This is a genomic window from Lysinibacillus sp. NPDC059133 (assembly GCF_042755925.1).
Lineage (GTDB): Bacteria > Bacillota > Bacilli > Bacillales_A > Planococcaceae > Lysinibacillus.
The window spans coordinates 17297-36402 of record NZ_JBHZDH010000054.1 but is presented as its reverse complement, the minus strand read 5'-3'; the positions used below and the strand labels follow the sequence as shown (position 1 = coordinate 36402).

16 protein-coding genes are annotated in these 19106 nt (G+C 38.9%); 10 read left to right on the top strand and 6 right to left on the bottom strand.

Annotation, left to right across the window (positions count from 1 at the left end; translation table 11 throughout):
* Window positions 1-276: 276 nt before the first annotated feature.
* Both ACFXN8_RS21625 and brnQ read right to left on the bottom strand, forming a co-directional pair.
* On the bottom strand, window positions 277-1656 hold the full coding sequence (locus ACFXN8_RS21625; RefSeq protein ID WP_386847595.1) for a S41 family peptidase: 1380 nt from the start codon (window positions 1654-1656) through the stop codon (window positions 277-279).
* A gap of 283 nt (window positions 1657-1939) precedes the next feature.
* Entirely contained in the window at window positions 1940-3259 is a 1320-nt protein-coding gene (gene brnQ / locus ACFXN8_RS21620; protein WP_386847594.1) for a branched-chain amino acid transport system II carrier protein, read from the bottom strand.
* A gap of 249 nt (window positions 3260-3508) precedes the next feature.
* Here brnQ and ACFXN8_RS21615 point away from each other — a divergent pair, with 249 nt between their 5' ends.
* Window positions 3509-4399: a C40 family peptidase gene (locus tag ACFXN8_RS21615; protein ID WP_386847593.1), complete on the top strand. Its 891-nt coding sequence runs from the start codon at window positions 3509-3511 to the stop codon at window positions 4397-4399.
* Between the two features lie 45 nt (window positions 4400-4444).
* Window positions 4445-5353 carry a hypothetical protein gene (locus ACFXN8_RS21610; RefSeq protein WP_386847592.1) on the top strand — a complete coding sequence of 303 codons (909 nt, stop codon included), beginning with the start codon at window positions 4445-4447 and terminating at the stop codon, window positions 5351-5353.
* A 231-nt stretch (window positions 5354-5584) separates the two neighbouring features.
* On the opposite strand, the gene ACFXN8_RS21605 is transcribed toward ACFXN8_RS21610, so the two are convergent.
* Together ACFXN8_RS21605 and secA2 are read right to left on the bottom strand one after the other, a co-directional pair.
* Window positions 5585-6478: an accessory Sec system S-layer assembly protein gene (locus ACFXN8_RS21605; protein ID WP_386847591.1), complete on the bottom strand. Its 894-nt coding sequence runs from the start codon at window positions 6476-6478 to the stop codon at window positions 5585-5587.
* Window positions 6478-8841 (bottom strand): accessory Sec system translocase SecA2, encoded by a 2364-nt coding sequence (secA2, locus tag ACFXN8_RS21600; protein ID WP_386847590.1) that lies wholly within the window; start codon window positions 8839-8841, stop codon window positions 6478-6480. Before secA2 ends, ACFXN8_RS21605 begins: the two co-directional genes overlap by 1 nt.
* 224 nt (window positions 8842-9065) lie before the next feature.
* Here secA2 and ACFXN8_RS21595 point away from each other — a divergent pair, with 224 nt between their 5' ends.
* Both ACFXN8_RS21595 and ACFXN8_RS21590 read left to right on the top strand, forming a co-directional pair.
* Window positions 9066-10130 (top strand): glycosyltransferase family 4 protein, encoded by a 1065-nt coding sequence (locus ACFXN8_RS21595; protein WP_376073532.1) that lies wholly within the window; start codon window positions 9066-9068, stop codon window positions 10128-10130.
* Window positions 10131-10183: 53 nt separating this feature from the next.
* Window positions 10184-10879 carry a hypothetical protein gene (locus ACFXN8_RS21590; protein WP_386847589.1) on the top strand — a complete coding sequence of 232 codons (696 nt, stop codon included), beginning with the start codon at window positions 10184-10186 and terminating at the stop codon, window positions 10877-10879.
* Between the two features lie 64 nt (window positions 10880-10943).
* On the opposite strand, the gene ACFXN8_RS21585 is transcribed toward ACFXN8_RS21590, so the two are convergent.
* Together ACFXN8_RS21585 and ACFXN8_RS21580 are read right to left on the bottom strand one after the other, a co-directional pair.
* Window positions 10944-11978, bottom strand: a complete 1035-nt coding sequence (locus ACFXN8_RS21585; RefSeq protein ID WP_386847588.1) for an LCP family protein — start codon at window positions 11976-11978, stop codon at window positions 10944-10946.
* Between the two features lie 136 nt (window positions 11979-12114).
* Window positions 12115-12753 carry a YigZ family protein gene (locus ACFXN8_RS21580; protein WP_386847587.1) on the bottom strand — a complete coding sequence of 213 codons (639 nt, stop codon included), beginning with the start codon at window positions 12751-12753 and terminating at the stop codon, window positions 12115-12117.
* A gap of 167 nt (window positions 12754-12920) precedes the next feature.
* Here ACFXN8_RS21580 and ACFXN8_RS21575 point away from each other — a divergent pair, with 167 nt between their 5' ends.
* The 6 genes from ACFXN8_RS21575 (at window position 12921) to ACFXN8_RS21550 (ending at window position 19092) form a co-directional block, all read left to right on the top strand.
* Window positions 12921-14069: a sensor histidine kinase gene (locus ACFXN8_RS21575; RefSeq protein WP_386847586.1), complete on the top strand. Its 1149-nt coding sequence runs from the start codon at window positions 12921-12923 to the stop codon at window positions 14067-14069.
* Window positions 14070-14104: 35 nt separating this feature from the next.
* Window positions 14105-14779, top strand: coding sequence for a response regulator (locus tag ACFXN8_RS21570; protein ID WP_376073521.1), 675 nt, complete (start codon window positions 14105-14107; stop codon window positions 14777-14779).
* Window positions 14780-15027: 248 nt separating this feature from the next.
* Window positions 15028-15570: a nuclear transport factor 2 family protein gene (locus ACFXN8_RS21565; RefSeq protein ID WP_376073519.1), complete on the top strand. Its 543-nt coding sequence runs from the start codon at window positions 15028-15030 to the stop codon at window positions 15568-15570.
* A gap of 592 nt (window positions 15571-16162) precedes the next feature.
* The gene (locus ACFXN8_RS21560; RefSeq protein ID WP_376073517.1) at window positions 16163-17005 is read left to right on the top strand and encodes a DegV family protein; all 843 of its coding nucleotides are present in this window, start codon (window positions 16163-16165) and stop codon (window positions 17003-17005) included.
* A gap of 132 nt (window positions 17006-17137) precedes the next feature.
* Entirely contained in the window at window positions 17138-18505 is a 1368-nt protein-coding gene (locus ACFXN8_RS21555; protein ID WP_386847585.1) for an ATP-dependent helicase ComFA, read from the top strand.
* The gene (locus ACFXN8_RS21550) at window positions 18502-19092 is read left to right on the top strand and encodes a ComF family protein (RefSeq protein WP_386847584.1); all 591 of its coding nucleotides are present in this window, start codon (window positions 18502-18504) and stop codon (window positions 19090-19092) included. Before ACFXN8_RS21555 ends, ACFXN8_RS21550 begins: the two co-directional genes overlap by 4 nt.
* Window positions 19093-19106 lie beyond the last annotated feature (14 nt).

Here is a 19106-nt window from a genome sequence, read left to right as displayed (position 1 = left end):
TGATTATTCACAATATACAACATAAACATATGTTCTATAAAGAAAAAAGCACTTCATTCCTCCCACCTCTGAAGAAGTGGGCTTCCTGAAGCTCACTTCTGTGAAGGACATTTAGGTGTTAGAGGCTTTACAATGAATCAGTAAGGTATTTGATGAGTGAGGTGTTAGCAAGTGGAAGCAAGTGCAAAGTTGAGACGACGAATAATGCACGAATAAAAAAAAAACTCTCACCGACATTAAGCCAAGGAAAGCTACTTAAATGGTGAGAGGGATTTTTTAATTTTTGATTGTTATACGCTGATAAAAACCTTGCTGCACTTTGTTAGCTTTTTGAGATTTTGGATGGACAAGGAGCATATATTCTCGCCCTGGAGATAAAGGTTTGGATGGGGTTACAATTAATGAACGACCATCTATTTTAGCTGTCATAGGCACTTCATTAGCACCTAAAGCAATTAGCTGAACCTTATCCTCAGACAGTTGTGAAGAAAGTGCAACAGGGACTTTCACTGTTAATTTTTTAGTATCCGAAACATTTTTTAAGCTTACCAGTTCTTTATAATTTGTATATTGTGCTTTGATCGCATCATAATGTGCCTGGAAAATAGGGGGAGTCTTTGTTTGAATGTTCGGTTTTACACCGACTTCATTAATTGTTTTCCCTAAAGGACCTGTAAAATTACCGATAGTAAGTTTTAAATAGCTACCATCCTGCAGTTCAAAAAAGCCCTGCATACAGCCTTTTCCGTACGTAGTTTCTCCATATAAAATAGCAGATTGCTGATCTTGTAAAGTTGCTGCTAACATTTCAGATGCGCTAGCACTATAGCGGTTTACAAGAATACGTGTATCAGCTGGGAATTTTTCGTCTTGATTGACTGCACGCACTTTATAAGAGGCATGCGCTTCTTCCAGTAAAAAGGCAATTTTTGCTTTTGGGAAAAGCCCTGTAATCTCCTGAGCCGTTGTTACATAGCCTCCGCCATTGTTTTGTAAATCCAAGATAAAAGAAGTTGCACCACGCTGTTTTAACTGAATTAGCGCATTCTTTACAAGCTCTGCACCATCTTCTGAGAAGGATGACATAGTAATATATCCAACATTCCCAAATAGTAATGCAGATTCCACATTCGGTAATGTGAATTTTTTTCGTGTAATTGTTGTAGTAGAAGTTGTACCATCTGCATGTTGGAGTGTCACGCCTAATTTAGTATTTTCATCACCAATTAATAGGGATGAGACTTCTTGCGTGGAGCTTCCTACAACGGATTGCCCGTTAATGGAAGTAATAATGTCTCCAGCAACGACACCTGCATCTGATGCACCGCTACCCTCAAACACTTGTAAAATATGAATGCCATCTTCATGTTCTTCGATAATCACACCAATCCCAATTGTTGATAGATCGATGCTATTGATAAATTCCTCAAATTCCTTTTTCGTAAAATATGTAGAATAAGGATCTAGCATTTCAATGATTTCAGGAATCGTTTTAGCTTTTTGCAAATTTCCATGGATAGTTCCAACATAGTTTTCCGCAATAATTCCCTTGATTTCTTTTACAAGCTCTTGTTCATTGCTTGCAGCAGAAGCATTTGTTAACGGAAAGATGAGAAAGCTTAGAACGAATATAAATGACCACAATACTCTTTTCATAGGACACCTCTTTTCTAATATATAGTATACATGATTTCCCATATAACTGTAATAGGGCTTTCACCAAAGTTGTAGATGACATTTGTTCTTCATTTAATAGAAGAATCCTACTTCTGATGAATAGTTCTTTTCCTTCGTGCAACGGACGGGATTTCCCACAAAAAAAGAATCTGCTACCCTTTTGCGAAAAAGTAAAGTGATACAAGATTCATAGACAGTCGTTGTCTAAAGTCTTATTCGCAAAAAAGCAAGCAGATTCTAGTTATCTAATATAAATTAGATTTTATTTTTTTGTTAGTTTATGAATAATCAAGCCAATAAGCGCACCGACTATTGCAGGTACAAGCCATGCTATACTTTGCTCGTATAATGGTAAAGTTTTTAAAATGTTTACATATGGTGCAATAGTAATATCCATTTCCTTAAAACCATCATTTAGACTAACAAAGAATGTAGGAATTAATGCTAAAATGTAAACAATTTTTCCACCTTTAAAGAAGTTATCGAAAAGCGACAGAACCATTAACACTATCGCTAGCGGATAGATGATTAATAATACAGGTAGTGATGCACTAATAATTGTTTCAAGACCTACGTTTGTAATAGCCGCACTGAATATTGTGAAAATTATTAAAAACGTTTTATACGAAACACTAGGAAATAGTTTATTGAAAAATTGAGCATTGGCAGTCAGTAAACCTACAGCAGTAGATATACATGCTAGTAAAATTGTAGCAGATAATATAATAGTCCCGAGTGTACCAAAAAGAGCTTCAGCAGACTTCGCAATTATAGTACCACCATTATCAAAAGCACCAATTGCACTAACACTAGTGTTACCAATTTGTCCAAGTGCTATGTAGACAAATGATAAGCCAATAGCCGCAATAATTCCTGCGAAAATTGTCGTTTTGACTTGCTTTTTAGTATCTGACATACCCATGTCGCGCAATGCTTGCAAAATAACGATTCCGAATACGAGTGCACTTAGTACATCCATTGTTAAATAGCCTTTAACAAAGCCTTCAGTCAATGGTGACGTAGTGTATTTTCCTATAGCTGCCCCTGGTTCACCCATTGGGGAAATAAAGCTTTTAATAGCTAGTAATAGAATAACACCTAATAGAACAGGCGTTAAAATTTTCCCAACACGATCGACAAGCTTTGAAGGGTTAATAGCTAATAATAGTATTAAGGCAAAAAATATGACAGAAGTAATGAAAAGTGGTGCCCAATGATCTGCTACTCCCTCTGGAAGAAATGGGACGATCCCAATTTCATAGGATACAGAACCCGTACGCGGCACTGCAAAAAATGGTCCAATCGCTAAATAAACGATTGATGTAAAAATAATACCAAAGGTAGGGCCGACACGATTTGCTAGTATTTGTAGATCGCCACCCGCCTTCGCAATCGCAACGATGGCTAATAGTGGTAACCCAACACCTGTTATTAAGAAGCCAATCATTGCTGTCGTTATATGTTCACCAGCTTGTTGACCTAATAATGGGGGAAAGATAATATTTCCGGCGCCTAAAAATAAGGCAAATAATAGTAAACCTACAGCTAAATTTTCCTTGATGAAAAGCAAAATGTTTTTCATAAAAATTAAAACTCCTTTAAGATTGAAAAGATTAAACTTTCTAAAAATTTTAAATACAGAAGTGTATGTTATCATAGGAATACTATTCTTGCAATAAACAAACTCTTATTATTTGTCAGAATATGTAGGATTCAGTAAGATTCAAAAAATGTTTGAAAAATAGTCAGTTTTTCCGATTTCTGATTACTAAAATATCTAGTATGATAGACACACAAGGAAATATTTTAACACGAACGGAGGAAATTTGATATGAAAAAAATAAAAAAATTAAGAATCCTTGCTTTAAGTACTATTGCTACTTCTTTTTTAGCACTACAGACCGCGGAAGCAGCAACATATACCGTACAAAAAGGAGATACTTTATCTAAAATCGCTTCAAACCATAAAGTATCAGTACAAGACATAAAAAGTTGGAACAATTTAAAGGATGATATGATTTATGTCGCACAAAAGCTTGAAGTTTCAAAACAAGCTACTAATGAAACGGTAAAACCTTCAAATCCATCAACAACAAAACCGACAACACCATCAAAGCCGACAGCGATTTCCCATACAGTAGTTAAAGGCGATTCCTTATTCAAAATCGCTAACCAATATAATACGACAATAAAGGAAATTAAAGACTGGAATGGACTTAAGGTAGACACGATCTACATTGGACAAGTGTTAAAATTATCTCCGGTAGCTTCAGTACCCGAGGATGAAACAGTACATAATAACGGATCTTCAGGTGCAGGAACATCTAAAGATCCTACAGTTAATGGACAAGCTGTTTATAAGAAAACAGTAGAAGTAGCTAATTCATTAGTAGGAACTCCATATGTCTACGGTGGCAACACACCTGAAGGTCTAGATTGCAGTGGCCTTATTTACTATGCCTTTAATCAAGGTGGTTTAAAAATTGGAAGAAACAGTAGTGAAGGATATTACAGTAATACAATACAAGTTAAAAATCCGATAGCGGGCGATATAGTATTCTTCCAAAATACGTATAAAGAGGGTATCTCTCATATGGGTATTTATATAGGTAACAATAAATTTATCCATGCAGGGGCAGACGGTGTTGAAATTTCGGACGTTACATACTCTTACTGGTCTACAAGGTTAGTAGCTTATAAACGATTCGACGCTATAAAATAAAGTAAAAGCGATTTTTGCATATACATGCAGAAATCGCTTTTTTTTATGGAGCTAGGTAGCAGAGAAAACCCGCGGGAGGGAATCGAATACCCGCGGGAGGGAAGCAAATACCCGCGGAAGAGAAGGGAATACCCGCGAAAGGCAGAGATACCCGCGGGAGGGAAGCGAATACCCGCGGAAGGGAAGCGAATACCCGCGGAAGGGAAGCGAATACCCGCGGAAGGGAAGCGAATACCCGCGGAAGGGAAGCAAATACCCGCGGAAGGAAAGGGAATGCCCGCGAAAGGCAGAAATACCCGCGAAAGGGAGGCAAATACCCGCGGAAGAGAAGCAAATACCCGCGGAAGGGAGGGAAATACCCGCGGAAGGGAGGGAAATACCCGCGGAAGGGAGGGAAATACCCGCGGAAGGGAGGCAAATACCCGCGGAAGGGAAGCGAATACCCGCGGAAGGGAAGCGAATACCCGCGAAAGGAAAGTGAATACCCGCGGAAGAGAAGCGAATACCCGCGAAAGGCAGAGATACCCGCGGAAGGGAAGCGAATACCCGCGGAAGGGAAGCGAATACCCGCGAAAGAGAAGCGAATACCCGCGAAAGGCAGAGATACCCGCGGAAGGAAAGCAAATACCCGCGGAAGGGAGGCAAATACCCGCGGAAGAGAAGCAAATACCCGCGAAAGGAAAGAGAATACCCGCGGAAGGCAGAGATACCCGCGAAAGGAAAGCGAATACCCGCGAAAGGAAAGTGAATACCCGCGAAAGGCAGAGATACCCGCGGAAGAGAAGCGAATACCCGCGGAAGAGAAGCGAATACCCGAGGAAGAGAAGCGAATACCCGAGGAAGAGAAGCGAATACCCGAGGAAGAGAAGTGAATACCCGCGGAAGAGAAGCGAATACCCGCGAAAGGCAAGCAAATACCCGCGAAAGGCAGAGATACCCGCGAAAGGGAAGTGAATACCCGCGCAAAGTAAATCAAAAAAATCCCTTCTTTCTATAAAAAAGAAGGGATTTCAATATTTGATCTAGCATGAACAGGCAATAATTAATCCGTGTACCGAAAGCGAAGCGTCAGGTACAAGACTCCCTCTTCAAAAGCAGGGGGATGAACGGCCCGTAAATGCTAGATTGGTGAAGACTAAAAATCAGTGGGGGAAAATGAAAACCCCCACTGATTAAAGTTTCAGTTTATTGTGTTACGCGTGCTGTCCAACGAGATAGATCGGCATCTTTTGCGTCAACAAGGTCTGAAGGGAAGACAAATGTCCAAGGCTTCGTTGAGTTTGGTTGTACAGTTAATACTGGATCCATTGTAAATGAGCCGTTAGCAATTTGTTTACCTGTTGCATCTATAATTTCTAGTGGTAATTGTTCTAGATTAATAGCTTTATTGTGTCCATTACGGATAAAAATCGATACATTTAGGTTGCCGTTATCAGCCAGCTTTGCTTGTAAGCCAGTGAAGTTTACTTCAGTTTCACCTAACTTTGGTAAAGTATCAACAATTTTGGCTAGCTCTTCTTTTTGAGCTGCTGGTAATTGTTTTTCCCATGATGGGTCTAGTTCTAATTGATGGCCACGAAGGGAAACTAGATTGAAGGCAATTTTCCAGCCATCTTCAGGAATTTCGTCTACTTTAATTGTAGATTTTTCGAACTCAAATACCCATGGGCGGGCGCTTTCTGCTGGGATTGTGCCAAGTGCTTTAAAATCGAATTTTTTAGATGCTACTAGCTCGTCATTTTTATCCATGATGAAAAGCTCAATTTCACCTAGCTCGATTGCTTGTGGTAAGGATGAGCGGAAAAATGCACGAACAAGCCATTTACGTTTGTTTTCTTCAATACTAATAGAAGAAAGCGATAATTGATTTGGTTTCAATGGTTCTAGCTCATTTGCTAGGAAGTTGAAAATGTATTTTTGCTCCTGTGGTACATCCCAATCCGGATGGAATGAAAGCTTTGTCTCGACATCGCGATTATCGCCTGAATTCGTAGTAGCTTTTCCTAGTAAGTCTTGTGAGTCAATTGTGTTTTCTTGAACGATTTTGTCTGATTTTTTAAAGAATGAAAATAAGCCCATTATTGTACCTCCTGTTGTGTTTCAATTGTTTTCATGAAGCCAGTAATCTCTATAATAATAGAACGACGTAATTCTTGGAAATTCTTACCGAATAGCTCAAGTCCTTCACGTTGGTAAATTCGCATTGGATCTTCTTGCTGGTAATGACGTAAGCCGATACCTTCTTTTAAATGAGCCATTACTTCCAAGTGTTTTACCCAGCCACTATCGATGTAACTAAGCATGATCTGTGGAAGAACTGATATTACTTGTTCATTTTCAGCGAATTTCTCTATATGATTGAGCAGTTCTTGTTCTGAAGGTTGAACGTCAGCTAAAATTTGTTTTACTTTGCCCACTTCTCGGTCAATTGTGACAGGTGTAATGAAAAGTGAGTTAAGTGAACTCTCCATTTGATCATAATTCCAGTCAATAGAATTAATTTCTTCTGGTGCAGCGTCGAGAACAGCAAATTCAACCGTTTCACGAAGCATTTTTTTTAGCTCGCCCATTAAGTCTTCCCCAGCTAAGATTTTGTCACGTAGACCATAAATAACTGTACGTTGGTCATTGATAACATCGTCTAATTTTAGGTTGTATTCACGCATACCGTATTGGGAGCCTTCAACAATTCGTTGTGTACGGTCAATGAGTTCTTGAGCATCTTTATTTTGAATAATGCCTTCTTCGTTGACAACCATTTTTGTAGAGAATTTTTCAACTTCGTCTTTTGCATAACGGCGGAACATATCATCTTCAATAGAGAGAATGAAGCGGCTTTCACCTACGTCGCCTTGACGACCTGAACGACCACGTAGCTGATTATCTACACGGCGGCTTTCATGTTTTTCGGTACCGATGACATATAGACCTCCAAGTGCATGAACTTCTTCGCCTAACACGATATCTGTACCGCGGCCAGCCATATTGGTAGCTACTGTAACACGACCTTTTTGCCCTGCTTGAGAAATCAGTTCAACTTCTTGCTCAACTGTTTTAGCGTTTAGCAATTGGAATTTTAAGCCTTCTTTTTTCAAGCTATCGGCAACTGTTTCAGACTGCAGTATAGATGTTGTCCCAACTAAGACAGGTTGTCCCTTTTCGTGACGACGTTTAACTTCAGCTGCTACATATTTATATTTATCTTCTTGCTTGTTGAAAATAACATCAGGCTGATCGACACGTTGACGGGGACGATTGGTTGGAATTTGAATAACTTCCATGCCGTACACTTCTCGAATTTCTTTTTCCTGTGTTTTCGCAGTACCTGTCATCCCTGAAAGCTTCGGATACATACGGAAATAGTTCTGAATTGTAATTTGTGCCTGTGCTTTATTTTCATCGGTAACCGTTACATTTTCTTTTGCTTCAATCGCTTGATGTAAGCCATTAGATAGTGAACGACCTTCTAAAATACGACCTGTGAACATATCAACTAGCTCGATTTTGTCATCCTTTACGATGTAATCAACATCACGTTCAAACATGACGTGAGCACGAACAGCTTGGATAACATAATGGAAAAGTGATTGGTGCTCTAAGTCATACAGATTATCTATATTGAATGCAGCCTCAACTTTTTCAATACCTTTATCTGTTAGGGAAGTAGCTTTCGTTTCATCATCAAAATCATAATCTTCATCAACTTTGAAGCGTTTTGCTAACATAGATGAGATGCGATGTAATTCATCGTTAGATGGCATTTTACCAGCGATAATCAGTGGTGTTTTTGCCTCATCGATTAGTACACTATCTACTTCATCAATAATGGCGAAGTGATAAGGACGCTGTACTTTATCAGCTAAGCTATATGCCATATTATCACGCAAGTAATCGAAACCGAATTCAGTCCCAACACCATATGTAATATCTGCATTATAGGCTTCCTTTTTCTCGTCTGCCTCCATCATTGGTAAATTTAAACCAACTGTTAAGCCAAGGAAACGATGAATCTGTCCAACGAGCTCAAAGTCACGTTTAGCTAGGTAATCATTGACAGTAATAACATGAACACCTTTGCCTTCTAATGCTCGTACATATGAGGGAAGGGAAGCAACAAGCGTTTTACCTTCACCTGTAGGCATTTCAGCAATATTGCCTTCAGTTAAAACAAGACCACCAATAAGCTGTACATCAAAATGACGCATTCCTAATACACGTTTTGAGGCTTCGCGAACAACAGCAAATGCGTCTGGGATGATGGATGCAATAGGCTCATCTTGTTGTAAGCGATCTTTGAAAATAAAAGTCATTTCTCGTAATTCTGCATCTGACTTATTGACATATGTTTCTTCGAGATTATTAATTTGTTCTACTATTTTATAGTAGCGTTTTAATTGACGAGCACTTGTTTGCTCTTTATTACTTTTGAAAATTGAGAACATGAAATATACGCTCCTTTAAAGTTGTCTAAATGCTAGACACTACATTATTCTATCAAATTTTACGTAAGGTGACTACATTTGGCATGCAGCGTTCTTCCAATCTTAAAAAGAAGAATAATATTTGTGAAATGGTGGAAAATAAATAGAAAAAGTATATTTCGGCGCCGGTTCGTGCTATAATCAATTTGGATTTAAATGTAGATTAATTTTTGAGGAGGAGAGACATGCTCTACGTGTCTATAATAGCAGCATTTGTTGCTTCAATATTGTTAACTCCACTAGTTAAACGATTAGCGTTCAAAATAGGTGCTGTCGACGCACCAAACTATCGAAAAGTACATGCACGAATTATGCCAAGACTCGGGGGATTGGCAATTTTCCTTTCTTTTTTAATAGCTGTGGCTATATTTCAGCCAATTTTAATATACAATGAAAATGGTAGTGATTTTCTACTGGCAATTATTATTGGTGCTTGCATTATCGTAGCAACAGGTGTTGTAGATGATATGCGTGAAATTTCCGCAAAGGCAAAATTAGTTGGCCAACTTATTGCGGCACTTATCGTTATTTTTGTAGGTGGCATTCAAATTGATATGGTTAATTTACCATTTATAGGTGAATTAAATTTTGGAATACTAAGTATCCCTTTGACAATTCTTTGGATTGTTGGGATTACAAATGCCATTAATTTAATTGATGGCTTAGATGGTCTAGCGGCAGGTGTTTCAACGATTGCCCTTATTACTTTAGCTGTCATGGCGATTATTATGAACAATATGTTCGTATTAGCAATCGCAGCCATTTTAGCAGCAGCAACATTTGGATTTTTATTTTACAATTTCCATCCGGCGAAAATCTTCATGGGAGATACGGGAGCATTGTTCCTTGGTTTCATGATATCAGTGCTCGCATTGCTTGGATTTAAAAACGTTACGGTCGTTTCATTAATTATCCCGGTTATTATACTAGGTGTGCCGATTTCTGATACATTCTTTGCGATTGTTCGTCGTGTACGCATGAAGAAAAAATGGTCTGATCCAGATAAATCACATTTACATCACCGTTTACTGGATATGGGCTTTACACATCGACAAACAGTGCTCATTATTTATGGGATTGCAATGATGTTTGGCTTGGCCGCAGTTATCTTCTCTATGGCAAAAGTATGGGGTGCGATTTTACTCGTGGCTGTCATTTTAACGGCCATTGAGATTTTGGTTGAAGTCATCGGACTCGCGGGTAAAAACTATAAACCACTATTGAATTTTGTGCGGATATTTAATAAATAATAAAGTGAAGGCAATCATACATTTTGTGTGATTGCTTTTTTTGTCGACTCTTTTTGGAACGATTTTGGAGAAATACCCGCGGAAGGAAGGCGAATACCCGCAAAAGGGAAGTGAATATCCGCGGAAGGAAGGCGAATACCCGCGGAAGAGAAGTGAATACCCGCGCGAAGGAAGGCGAATACCCGCGGAAGGAGGACGAATACCCGCGGAAGGAAGGCGAATACCCGCGAAAGAGAAGCGAATACCCGCGGAAGGAAAGCAAATACCCGCGAAAGAGAAGCGAATACCCACGGAAGGAAGGCGAATACCCGCGGAAGAGAAGTGAATACCCGCGGAAGGAAGGAGAACACCCGCGGAAGAGAAGCGAATACCCGTGGAAGGAAGGTGAATACCCGCGAAAGACAGAGGAATATCCGCGGAAGAGAAGCGAATACCTGCGGAAGGAAGGCGAATACCCGCGGAAGGAAGGCGAATACCCGCGGAAGGAAGGCGAATACCCGCGGAAGGAAGGCGAATACCCGCGGAAGGAAGGCGAATACCCGCGGAAGAGAAGCGAATACTCGCGCGAAGGAAAGCGAATACCCGCGGAAGGCAGAGGAATACCCGCGAAAGAGAAGGAATACCCGCGGAAGGAAGGCGAATACCCGCGGAAGGAAAGCGAATACCCGCGGAAGGGAAGTGAATACCCGCGGAAGGAAAGCGAATACCCGAAACGCCTCTCACTAGGTATAGAAAGCAACTTTCAATAGAATTCCATAAAAAAAACCTTTCCACGAATTAAATGTGGAAAGGCTATAAGTTTTATTAAGCTAGTTAATTTACCGAAGATTCTTCACTTGAATCACTGTCGGTATCGTTATTTGTGAGGCTTGATGAATTTTCATCTAAGCCAAGGTGGTTTTTCAAAATTTCTTTTGTTTCATTAACAGATTTTTGATCTAATTGATAATAATATATACCAGTAGACATATCATCAGTACCTTCTAAATTTAAAGTATCAATGCGTGGTACACCCTTTGTTAAATAAGATAAGAAGGATTTCATTTGATCAAATGTCATATCCGTCTTCATGTTATCACCAAGTGCCTGAATGACATCATCGTATTTTGATATAGAACCAACAGAAGCTACTTTATTGATAATAGCTGTAAGAATTTCTTGTTGACGCTTACCACGCTCGATATCGCTATCTTGTTTACGTGTTCTTGCGAGTGCAAGTGCTTCACTACCGTTTAAATGTTGCATACCTGGCTTCAGGTTGATTGTAAACTTGTCGAATTCGTCTAACTCATGTAAAGCATAAGGTACTTCAGCTTCAATGCCACCTAATGCATCAACTACGTCAATAAAAGCATTGAAGTTCATACGCACATAATAGTCAATTGGGATATCTAATAAGTTTTCAACTGTCTCAATTGTTGTCAGTGTACCACCTAAAGCATGTGCATGGGTAATTTTATCTCTATATTTAACTTTAGGAATATAAACGTATGAATCACGTGGAATGCTGAGCATTTTAATGGTATGCGTTTTATTATTTAATGTCGCTAAAACTAGTGCATCGGAACGTGAATGATCAGAACCTTGCCCACGATTATCACTATCGTCAACACCGACAAATAAGATTGATACATTATCATGTATCGGCTCTACTTTACTATCGCGAAGTGCAGAAACTTCGCGGCCTTCTAATTTTTCGTGTGCTGAGTCGGCTGCATGTTTCACTTGTTTCGTTAGATAAACACCATAAGCAGTTACACAAATGGCCAAACTAGCAACGAGAAGTAGGGAAACTTTTATAATTAAGGAAGCTTTAGAAGACCTCTTTTTGTACTTTTTATTTTTCATTTATATTCTCCTCTAAGTTATGGGGATTATAATACGATTAAACTAAAATTTATACAAATACAAGAAATAATATGTAGTTGATAAAATAGCTTAACGTTAAAATTATACTATGCATAAATAGTTTCGGCAATTAAAACTATTTATCTACAACAAATTCAATAAATTGAGCATTCTCAAACGTAATGTTTGCTTGTCCGTTTGTCATTTCCGTTACCCAGTTTCGGAACTGTTCTTCCTCCTCTTTTAACACGGATACAATAATGTCGACGCCTTCCAAATAGCGAATTTCCTCTAAAGTATACGAAGAACCTCGAATTTCATTTTCTACTTTGCCAAGCCATGTGTAATCAACGGTAATTTTCATCAAATGATGGAGCTTGCGTTCGACAACCTGGGCAGCTAGTAAACCTTCTGTTGTCGCTTTTCCGTACGCACGAATGAGACCGCCACCGCCAAGCTTAATGCCACCAAAGTAGCGTGTGACGACAACGACCGTATCTTTTAAACCTTGTTTTTTTAGGACTTCTAACATAGGGACGCCAGCTGTGCCACTAGGTTCCCCGTCATCATTTGCTTTTTGAATATGATCATGCTCACCGATCATGTAGGCTGAACAATTGTGTGTCGCATTATGATGCATTTTTTTTATGCGTTCAATAAAAGAAATTGCATCCTCTTCCGTTTCTGCACGTTCTATATAAGTAAGGAAGCGAGATTTAGAAATAACAATTTCGCTTTCTCCATATCCTTTTACTGTTAAATAGTTTTCTCTCATCCGTACCAATCTCCTTTTAGGTAGAGTTCTATTCGAGTTCTATTCTATAATTTTCATAAAGAAAAAGCATTAAATTTTAACAGGGTGATGATATAATAGGTGTAGACTATGTAATTGGTCTATTGAAATGGTAAGTAATCATAAGACATTAGACTGGGGAGTAAACTATGTTTTCAAATGATACCTTCGATATAAAATCGCTTGATGACATATTTAATCGAATGTTAGAAACAATCATGAGCTCAAAGGACGATATCTTTATTATAAGCGAACAAAGCCGTAGAAGTTTCGAAGATATGCAAAAAGAGCTAGAAATTGTTCGAAAACAAGTTTCAATTGTTATTGATGAAGGCGATGCTTTAGAAAAAAGTACACAGCTTGCCAAGCAAAGACTTGTGTTAGTGAGTAAAGCTTTTGATAATTATACCGAAGAACAAGTTAGAGAAGCATATGAAACTGCACAGGATTTTCAAGTGAAGCTCTCCGTTATTAGAACACAAGAAAAGCAGCTACGTGATAAAAGAGATGATTTAGAGAGAAGATTAAGAGCATTACTCGATACGATTGAACGTGCAGATCATATTGTCAATCAAGTAAATGTCGTTTTGAATTACTTAACTTTAGATTTAAAAAATGTTGGTTTAGCACTTGAACAAGCAAAAATGAAACAAGATTTTGGTATACGTATTATTGCGGCACAAGAAGAGGAGCGCAAACGTCTATCTAGGGAAATTCATGATGGACCTGCTCAGATGCTAGCAAATGTACTAATGCGCACTGATTTGATAGACAGAACGTATCGTGAAAAGGGCATTGAATATGCTTTGGCTGAAATTGTTGATTTAAAGAAAACGGTGCGTGATGCATTATCAGAGGTGCGACGTATAATCTATGATTTAAGGCCAATGGCACTTGATGATTTGGGAATTGTTCCGACATTAAAAAAGTACTTATCGACAGTGACTGAATATAATCCTGGTGTTGAAGTTCATTTCCAATCAAGAAGCACCGAAAAGCGTATACCATCAAACTATGAAGTATCTATTTTCCGCTTAGTGCAGGAATGTGTAACGAATGCCATGAAACACGGTAAATGTAAGGATATTTGGGTAAAGCTTGAGTGGTTGAAAAATGGCGTAAATATCGTTGTAAAGGACGATGGCATAGGTTTCGATCCACAGAAAGTAAGAGACCATTCTTTTGGGATTTTAGGTATGAAAGAACGTATCGAAATTTTGGATGGGACAATCTCAATTACAAGTGAGATAAATCGAGGGACGACGGTTTTATTTAAAATTCCGTTAGAAGTAGAGTAAAATGATTGTTGGAGAAATTTAGGGGGTAAAGACAAATGACGAAGATTATTATTGTAGACGATCACCAGCTATTCCGCGAAGGAGTAAAGCGTATTTTAGATTTTGAAGATACGTTTGATGTGGTAGCAGAAGGTGATGATGGTACAGATGTAGTTTCTTTATATGCTGAAAATCAACCTGATGTTGTCCTAATGGATATTAATATGCCGGGGAAAAATGGCGTAGAGGCAACAGCAGAGTTAGTTAATGAATACCCAGATGCAAAGGTTATTATGCTTTCCATCCATGATGATGAAACATACGTAACACACGCGCTAAAATCTGGATCACTCGGCTATATGCTGAAAGAGATGGATGCTGACGAAATTGTTGAAGCTATTAAAGTAGTTGCGAATGGTGGATCTTATTTACATCCAAAAGTAACTAAAAATTTAGTAGCGGAATTCCGTCGTCTTTCTGAGCATGAAAATAAAGGTAACTTCCATCAAACAGAAATTCGTCGCCCATTCCATTTGCTAACAAAACGTGAATGTGAAGTATTACAATTATTAACAGATGGACAATCGAACCGTACAATTGGTGAGACACTGTTCATTTCTGAAAAAACAGTTAAAAACCACGTTTCAAGCATTTTACAAAAAATGAATGTAAACGACCGTACACAAGCTGTTGTTACAGCCATCAAAAATGGCTGGGTTGAAGTACGCTAATAGCATATATCTGAATTTAAAGCTGTTTTTAAAGGCTACTATATTATTTAGTAGTTTTTAAAGCAGTTTTTTTAGTAGGAACGAATCCTCGAAAAGTGTAACAATTTATACATAGGGATCGATTTAATCATGCAACATTTTAAAAGCATGGGCGTCATAAGGAAGATGTAGCACCTAAATGTTGAAAATACACAACAAAATTCCTACAAGGGGATTTATATGCTACAATATGCGCGGGAGGTTTTTTGATGTTAAAGAAAAGTTTTCTAGCAGTTCTTACCTTATTAATGTTAACTGCCTGTGGTAATAAAAAAGATGAAATGAGTGCGGAAGATCGACAAAAAATCATTGATGATGGAACCGTCGGATTTGAAATGAATGGTGGACAAATAACAAAGGCAGAAAATGTCCCTGCTGATGAAGGAAAAGCGATATTAGCTGCCTTTAATGAATATATTGAAGCTTTTAATTCAAAAGAAATTGATCGTTATATGCAAACGCTCTCGAAGGATCCAAAAGGTTTCAACTATGATGAAGAAAAAAAATTCACGATAGAAGTATTTAAAGAGTCGGACGTTAAACGAGATGCTAAAGATAATACAATCATAAAATATAACGAAAATGAAGCACAGGTCCATTCCAATATAACATTGCATTTAGTACAAACTAAAACAAATGTGAAGCATGAAAGTGCAGGACAACAAGTGACAGTATTCGTCAAAGAAGATGGACAGTGGAAGGTCACTAGCGTCTTTTATATGGACGACACGAAATCAAGTACTGGCAAATAAAAATGAGGATATCTTCATTCAGGCTCATCGCTAAAAGTTGAGGTTGAGCGATTTCCCGGGCATTAGCGTTAAAGTTAAGCCCTTAGAGCGAGCGCAGTAGCGGAAAGATTAAAAGCATCACGCCCAACCGCTTATTGGACTAGCTTCATTAGAATGGAAATCAACCCCACATTATGGTGATGAGCCTTTACTCATTCAGAAAAGGATTAATAGGATGAAGAACAACCTCAGGCGAATTTAGTTTGGCTAAGAGGAGATAAATTCTTTACTATATAGGGAATGAATGTGAAATGAATGCTAAGTTTAACTTCTTTCAAAGGGTGTCAATTTAGCAGATGTCTAGAATGATGAAAGAGTGAAGTGGCTTCCTCCTATTCGACATTTAGACAAGATTACGTTATGTCGTAATTCATTTCACATTCATTTCTTTTTATCTTCATTCAGTAGGACCTACTGAATGAAGATAAAGCCTCCGGCGGATGTCACGGATTTTGAAAGGAATGAATTGTGCGAGCACAATTCAAAATCCGGACAACAATTGCGCCGAGGCGCAATTGATTGTAAACTATTTAGAATAGGAGAGTGGACATGGATGAGGACAGCAATCGTAACAGATAGTACTGCATATATTTCGGCTGAGGAACGAGCACGCTTAAACATTCATATGATTCCGTTAAGTGTAAATATCTCAGGTCAACTATTTGAAGAAGAAGTAGATATCACGGCATCTGAATTTTATGATAAAGTACGCGGGGCAAAAGAATTCCCCAAAACAACGCAGCCTCCAATTGGAGAATTTGCCGCTCTCTTTGAAGAGCTGGCAAAAGAGTATGATGAGGTAATATCTATTCATTTATCAAGTGGAATCAGTGGTACATATCAAGGCGCCATTCAAGCAGGCGAGATGGTGGAAGGCATTGAGGTGTCCACTTTTGATAGTGAAATATCCTGTGCGGTGCAGGGTTTTTACGTTCTACGAGCAGCTGAAATGGCGGCTCAAGGCGTTTCCGCAAAAGAAATTCTCGCTTCATTGGCGGACATGAAGCAATCAGTTCGTGCTTACTTCATTGTAGATGACTTAGCGCACTTACAACGTGGGGGACGTCTGTCTGCAGCAGCGGCATTAATAGGTGGCTTATTACAAGTGAAACCTATACTGCATTTTGCGGACAAGGTCATTGTACCTTTTGAAAAAATTCGTACACGTAAAAAAGCATTAAAGCGTGCGGAGGAGCTACTAGCAGAGGATGCTAGTAAGTATGAAGCGATGGACGCTGTAGTGATCCATGCCAATTGCCAGGCAGAAGCCGAGGAATGGCTAGCACAACTAGCAGCAACTTACCCGAACGTTAACTTTAAATTGAGCTATTTCGGTCCCGTCATTGGCACACACTTAGGTGAAGGCTCAATGGGTCTAGGCTGGACAAAAAAATAATAGTAAGTGAGACAGTCTCTACAGCAACTATGTAGAGGCTGTTTTTTTAACTTCTTTTAGCGGGTGTCCAAACACCCGCTAAAAGAGAAATCCCTTATCGCCGATAAAAAACCACATGAAAGGAGCAAAGCAATGATATACAAAGGTTGGGTGTTGCCACCTGCATTACGAGATTTTCATGAAGGACGTATTTGGTTAAAGGAGCATGCCCCATTTTCCAAGGAGGATATCGAGAAATCAATCCATCATCAATACTTCCGTATAATAGAAGGAATTCAAAAAGAGCCACATCTAAAATGCAATCGTTGCCATAATGATCATCCTCAGCAATTTACAACGTTTGCTTGTTCAAAGTGCCGACAGCCATGTATCTATTGTAGACATTGTCTGAATATGGGGAGAGTGAGCAGTTGTACGCAATTAATGATTTGGACAGGCCCTCGCGCAATTAGGACAAGAAAGCATTCACTCAATTGGACGGGGCAATTTACAGTGCTTCAACAGCAGGCGGCAAAGGAAATGCTAGAAAGTGTTAAAGCAAAACGTTCCCATCTTATCCATGCAGTTTGTGGAGCAGGTAAAACAGAGCTACTTTTCCCGTCTGTTCATTATGCGTTAGAGCAGGGCTTGCGCGTATGTATCGCTACGCCTCGCACAGATGTAGTGCTAGAGTTATATCCGCGCTTTCAATCAGTTTTCCCGCAAACGAGGATCCATGCATTATATGGTGGATCATCAAAGCAGGAGGGTTATGCCCAGCTTGTGTTGGCTACAACTCATCAGCTTTATCGTTTTGAACGAGCGTTCGATGTCATGATTGTTGATGAGGCGGATGCCTTTCCATATACATTTGATGAAACGTTGCAAAGCGCTGTGCAAAAGGCAAAAACAGAAAACGCACCAATAATGTTGGTCACAGCAACCCCGTCGCATAAATTACTTACTCAATATCAAAATGAAAGCTATTCATTTATCCCGAAGCGCTATCATAATCGTCCATTACCAGTCCCTCGATTTCATTCCCTATGGAGCTATGAAAAAAGTTTAAAACGAGGAAAAATCCCACGAAAGCTAAAACAATGGACAGAGGAGCGCCTTGCACGTAAAGAGCCTTTTCTATTATTTTTCCCAAAAGTAGAGTTAATGAAAATAGCTACACCTCTTTTTCAATTATTAGATGACAGCATCATGGCAGTACATGCGGAAGATCCTGGACGTAAAGAAAAAGTGCTTAAATTACGAAATGAAGAAGTTCCGGGTTTACTGACTACGACCATTTTAGAAAGAGGGATTACGATCAAGAATGTACAGGTTGCAGTGATTGGGGCAGAATCAACGATTTTTACTTCAAGTGCACTCATACAAATTGCAGGACGAGTTGGTCGAAATGCCAATTTTGCAGATGGAGATGTCGTATTTTTTCATCATGGCATTACGACTGAAATGGATGATGCGCGTACAAAAATTCTTTATTATAATAAGAAAGGATTTTCATCATGAATAAAATTGAAACACTGTGCTTATTATGCTCACAGCCTTTGCAATCAGCAATTTCATGGAAACTACTTTTAACAAAACAATTTCAACCAACCATCTGTCATAGGTGCTTAGCTCGATTTGAATATTCCTCAACAGCAACAGCACTTTACCAATATAACGATGCGATGAAAGATTATTTACATCAATATAAATTTCTTCAGGATGTAGTTCTCGCTAAAGTATTTCGGCAGGAACTATATGCGCGCTTCAAACATGAAAAAGCAACCATTATACCGATTCCTATGCACCCCATTAAGCAAAGGGAACGTACCTTTTCGCATATGGAGGAGTTATTAAAGGCGGCTAATATTCCTTTTGTGCAACTCTTAGAAAAGACGACGACAGAAACGCAAAGCTCCAAAAATAGAGAACAGCGAATCCATGCGGCTCCTCTTTTCCGCCTAATAGAAGGAGCTAATGTAGAGCATAAAGAATACCTTCTTTTTGACGATATAAAAACGACAGGGACTACTTTACGGCATGCCACCGAGATTTTATTGAACGCGGGTGCCGAAAATGTCAAAAGCTTCACACTAATTAATGGATGAAAATGCTAATGCGT

What these genes read in the sequence shown, in the direction of transcription:
- ACFXN8_RS21550 (WP_386847584.1), top strand. Translation starts at nt 18,502, where the DNA reads ATGAATAAAATTGAAACACTGTGCTTATTATGCTCACAGCCTTTGCAA.
- ACFXN8_RS21565 (WP_376073519.1), top strand. Translation starts at nt 15,028, where the DNA reads ATGTTAAAGAAAAGTTTTCTAGCAGTTCTTACCTTATTAATGTTAACT.
- ACFXN8_RS21585 (WP_386847588.1), bottom strand. Translation starts at nt 11,978, where the DNA reads ATGAAAAATAAAAAGTACAAAAAGAGGTCTTCTAAAGCTTCCTTAATT.
- secA2 (WP_386847590.1), bottom strand. Translation starts at nt 8,841, where the DNA reads ATGTTCTCAATTTTCAAAAGTAATAAAGAGCAAACAAGTGCTCGTCAA.
- ACFXN8_RS21625 (WP_386847595.1), bottom strand. Translation starts at nt 1,656, where the DNA reads ATGAAAAGAGTATTGTGGTCATTTATATTCGTTCTAAGCTTTCTCATC.
- ACFXN8_RS21570 (WP_376073521.1), top strand. Translation starts at nt 14,105, where the DNA reads ATGACGAAGATTATTATTGTAGACGATCACCAGCTATTCCGCGAAGGA.
- ACFXN8_RS21575 (WP_386847586.1), top strand. Translation starts at nt 12,921, where the DNA reads ATGTTTTCAAATGATACCTTCGATATAAAATCGCTTGATGACATATTT.
- ACFXN8_RS21615 (WP_386847593.1), top strand. Translation starts at nt 3,509, where the DNA reads ATGAAAAAAATAAAAAAATTAAGAATCCTTGCTTTAAGTACTATTGCT.
- ACFXN8_RS21555 (WP_386847585.1), top strand. Translation starts at nt 17,138, where the DNA reads ATGATATACAAAGGTTGGGTGTTGCCACCTGCATTACGAGATTTTCAT.
- ACFXN8_RS21560 (WP_376073517.1), top strand. Translation starts at nt 16,163, where the DNA reads ATGAGGACAGCAATCGTAACAGATAGTACTGCATATATTTCGGCTGAG.
- ACFXN8_RS21605 (WP_386847591.1), bottom strand. Translation starts at nt 6,478, where the DNA reads ATGGGCTTATTTTCATTCTTTAAAAAATCAGACAAAATCGTTCAAGAA.
- ACFXN8_RS21610 (WP_386847592.1), top strand. Translation starts at nt 4,445, where the DNA reads ATGGAGCTAGGTAGCAGAGAAAACCCGCGGGAGGGAATCGAATACCCG.
- brnQ (WP_386847594.1), bottom strand. Translation starts at nt 3,259, where the DNA reads ATGAAAAACATTTTGCTTTTCATCAAGGAAAATTTAGCTGTAGGTTTA.
- ACFXN8_RS21580 (WP_386847587.1), bottom strand. Translation starts at nt 12,753, where the DNA reads ATGAGAGAAAACTATTTAACAGTAAAAGGATATGGAGAAAGCGAAATT.
- ACFXN8_RS21595 (WP_376073532.1), top strand. Translation starts at nt 9,066, where the DNA reads ATGCTCTACGTGTCTATAATAGCAGCATTTGTTGCTTCAATATTGTTA.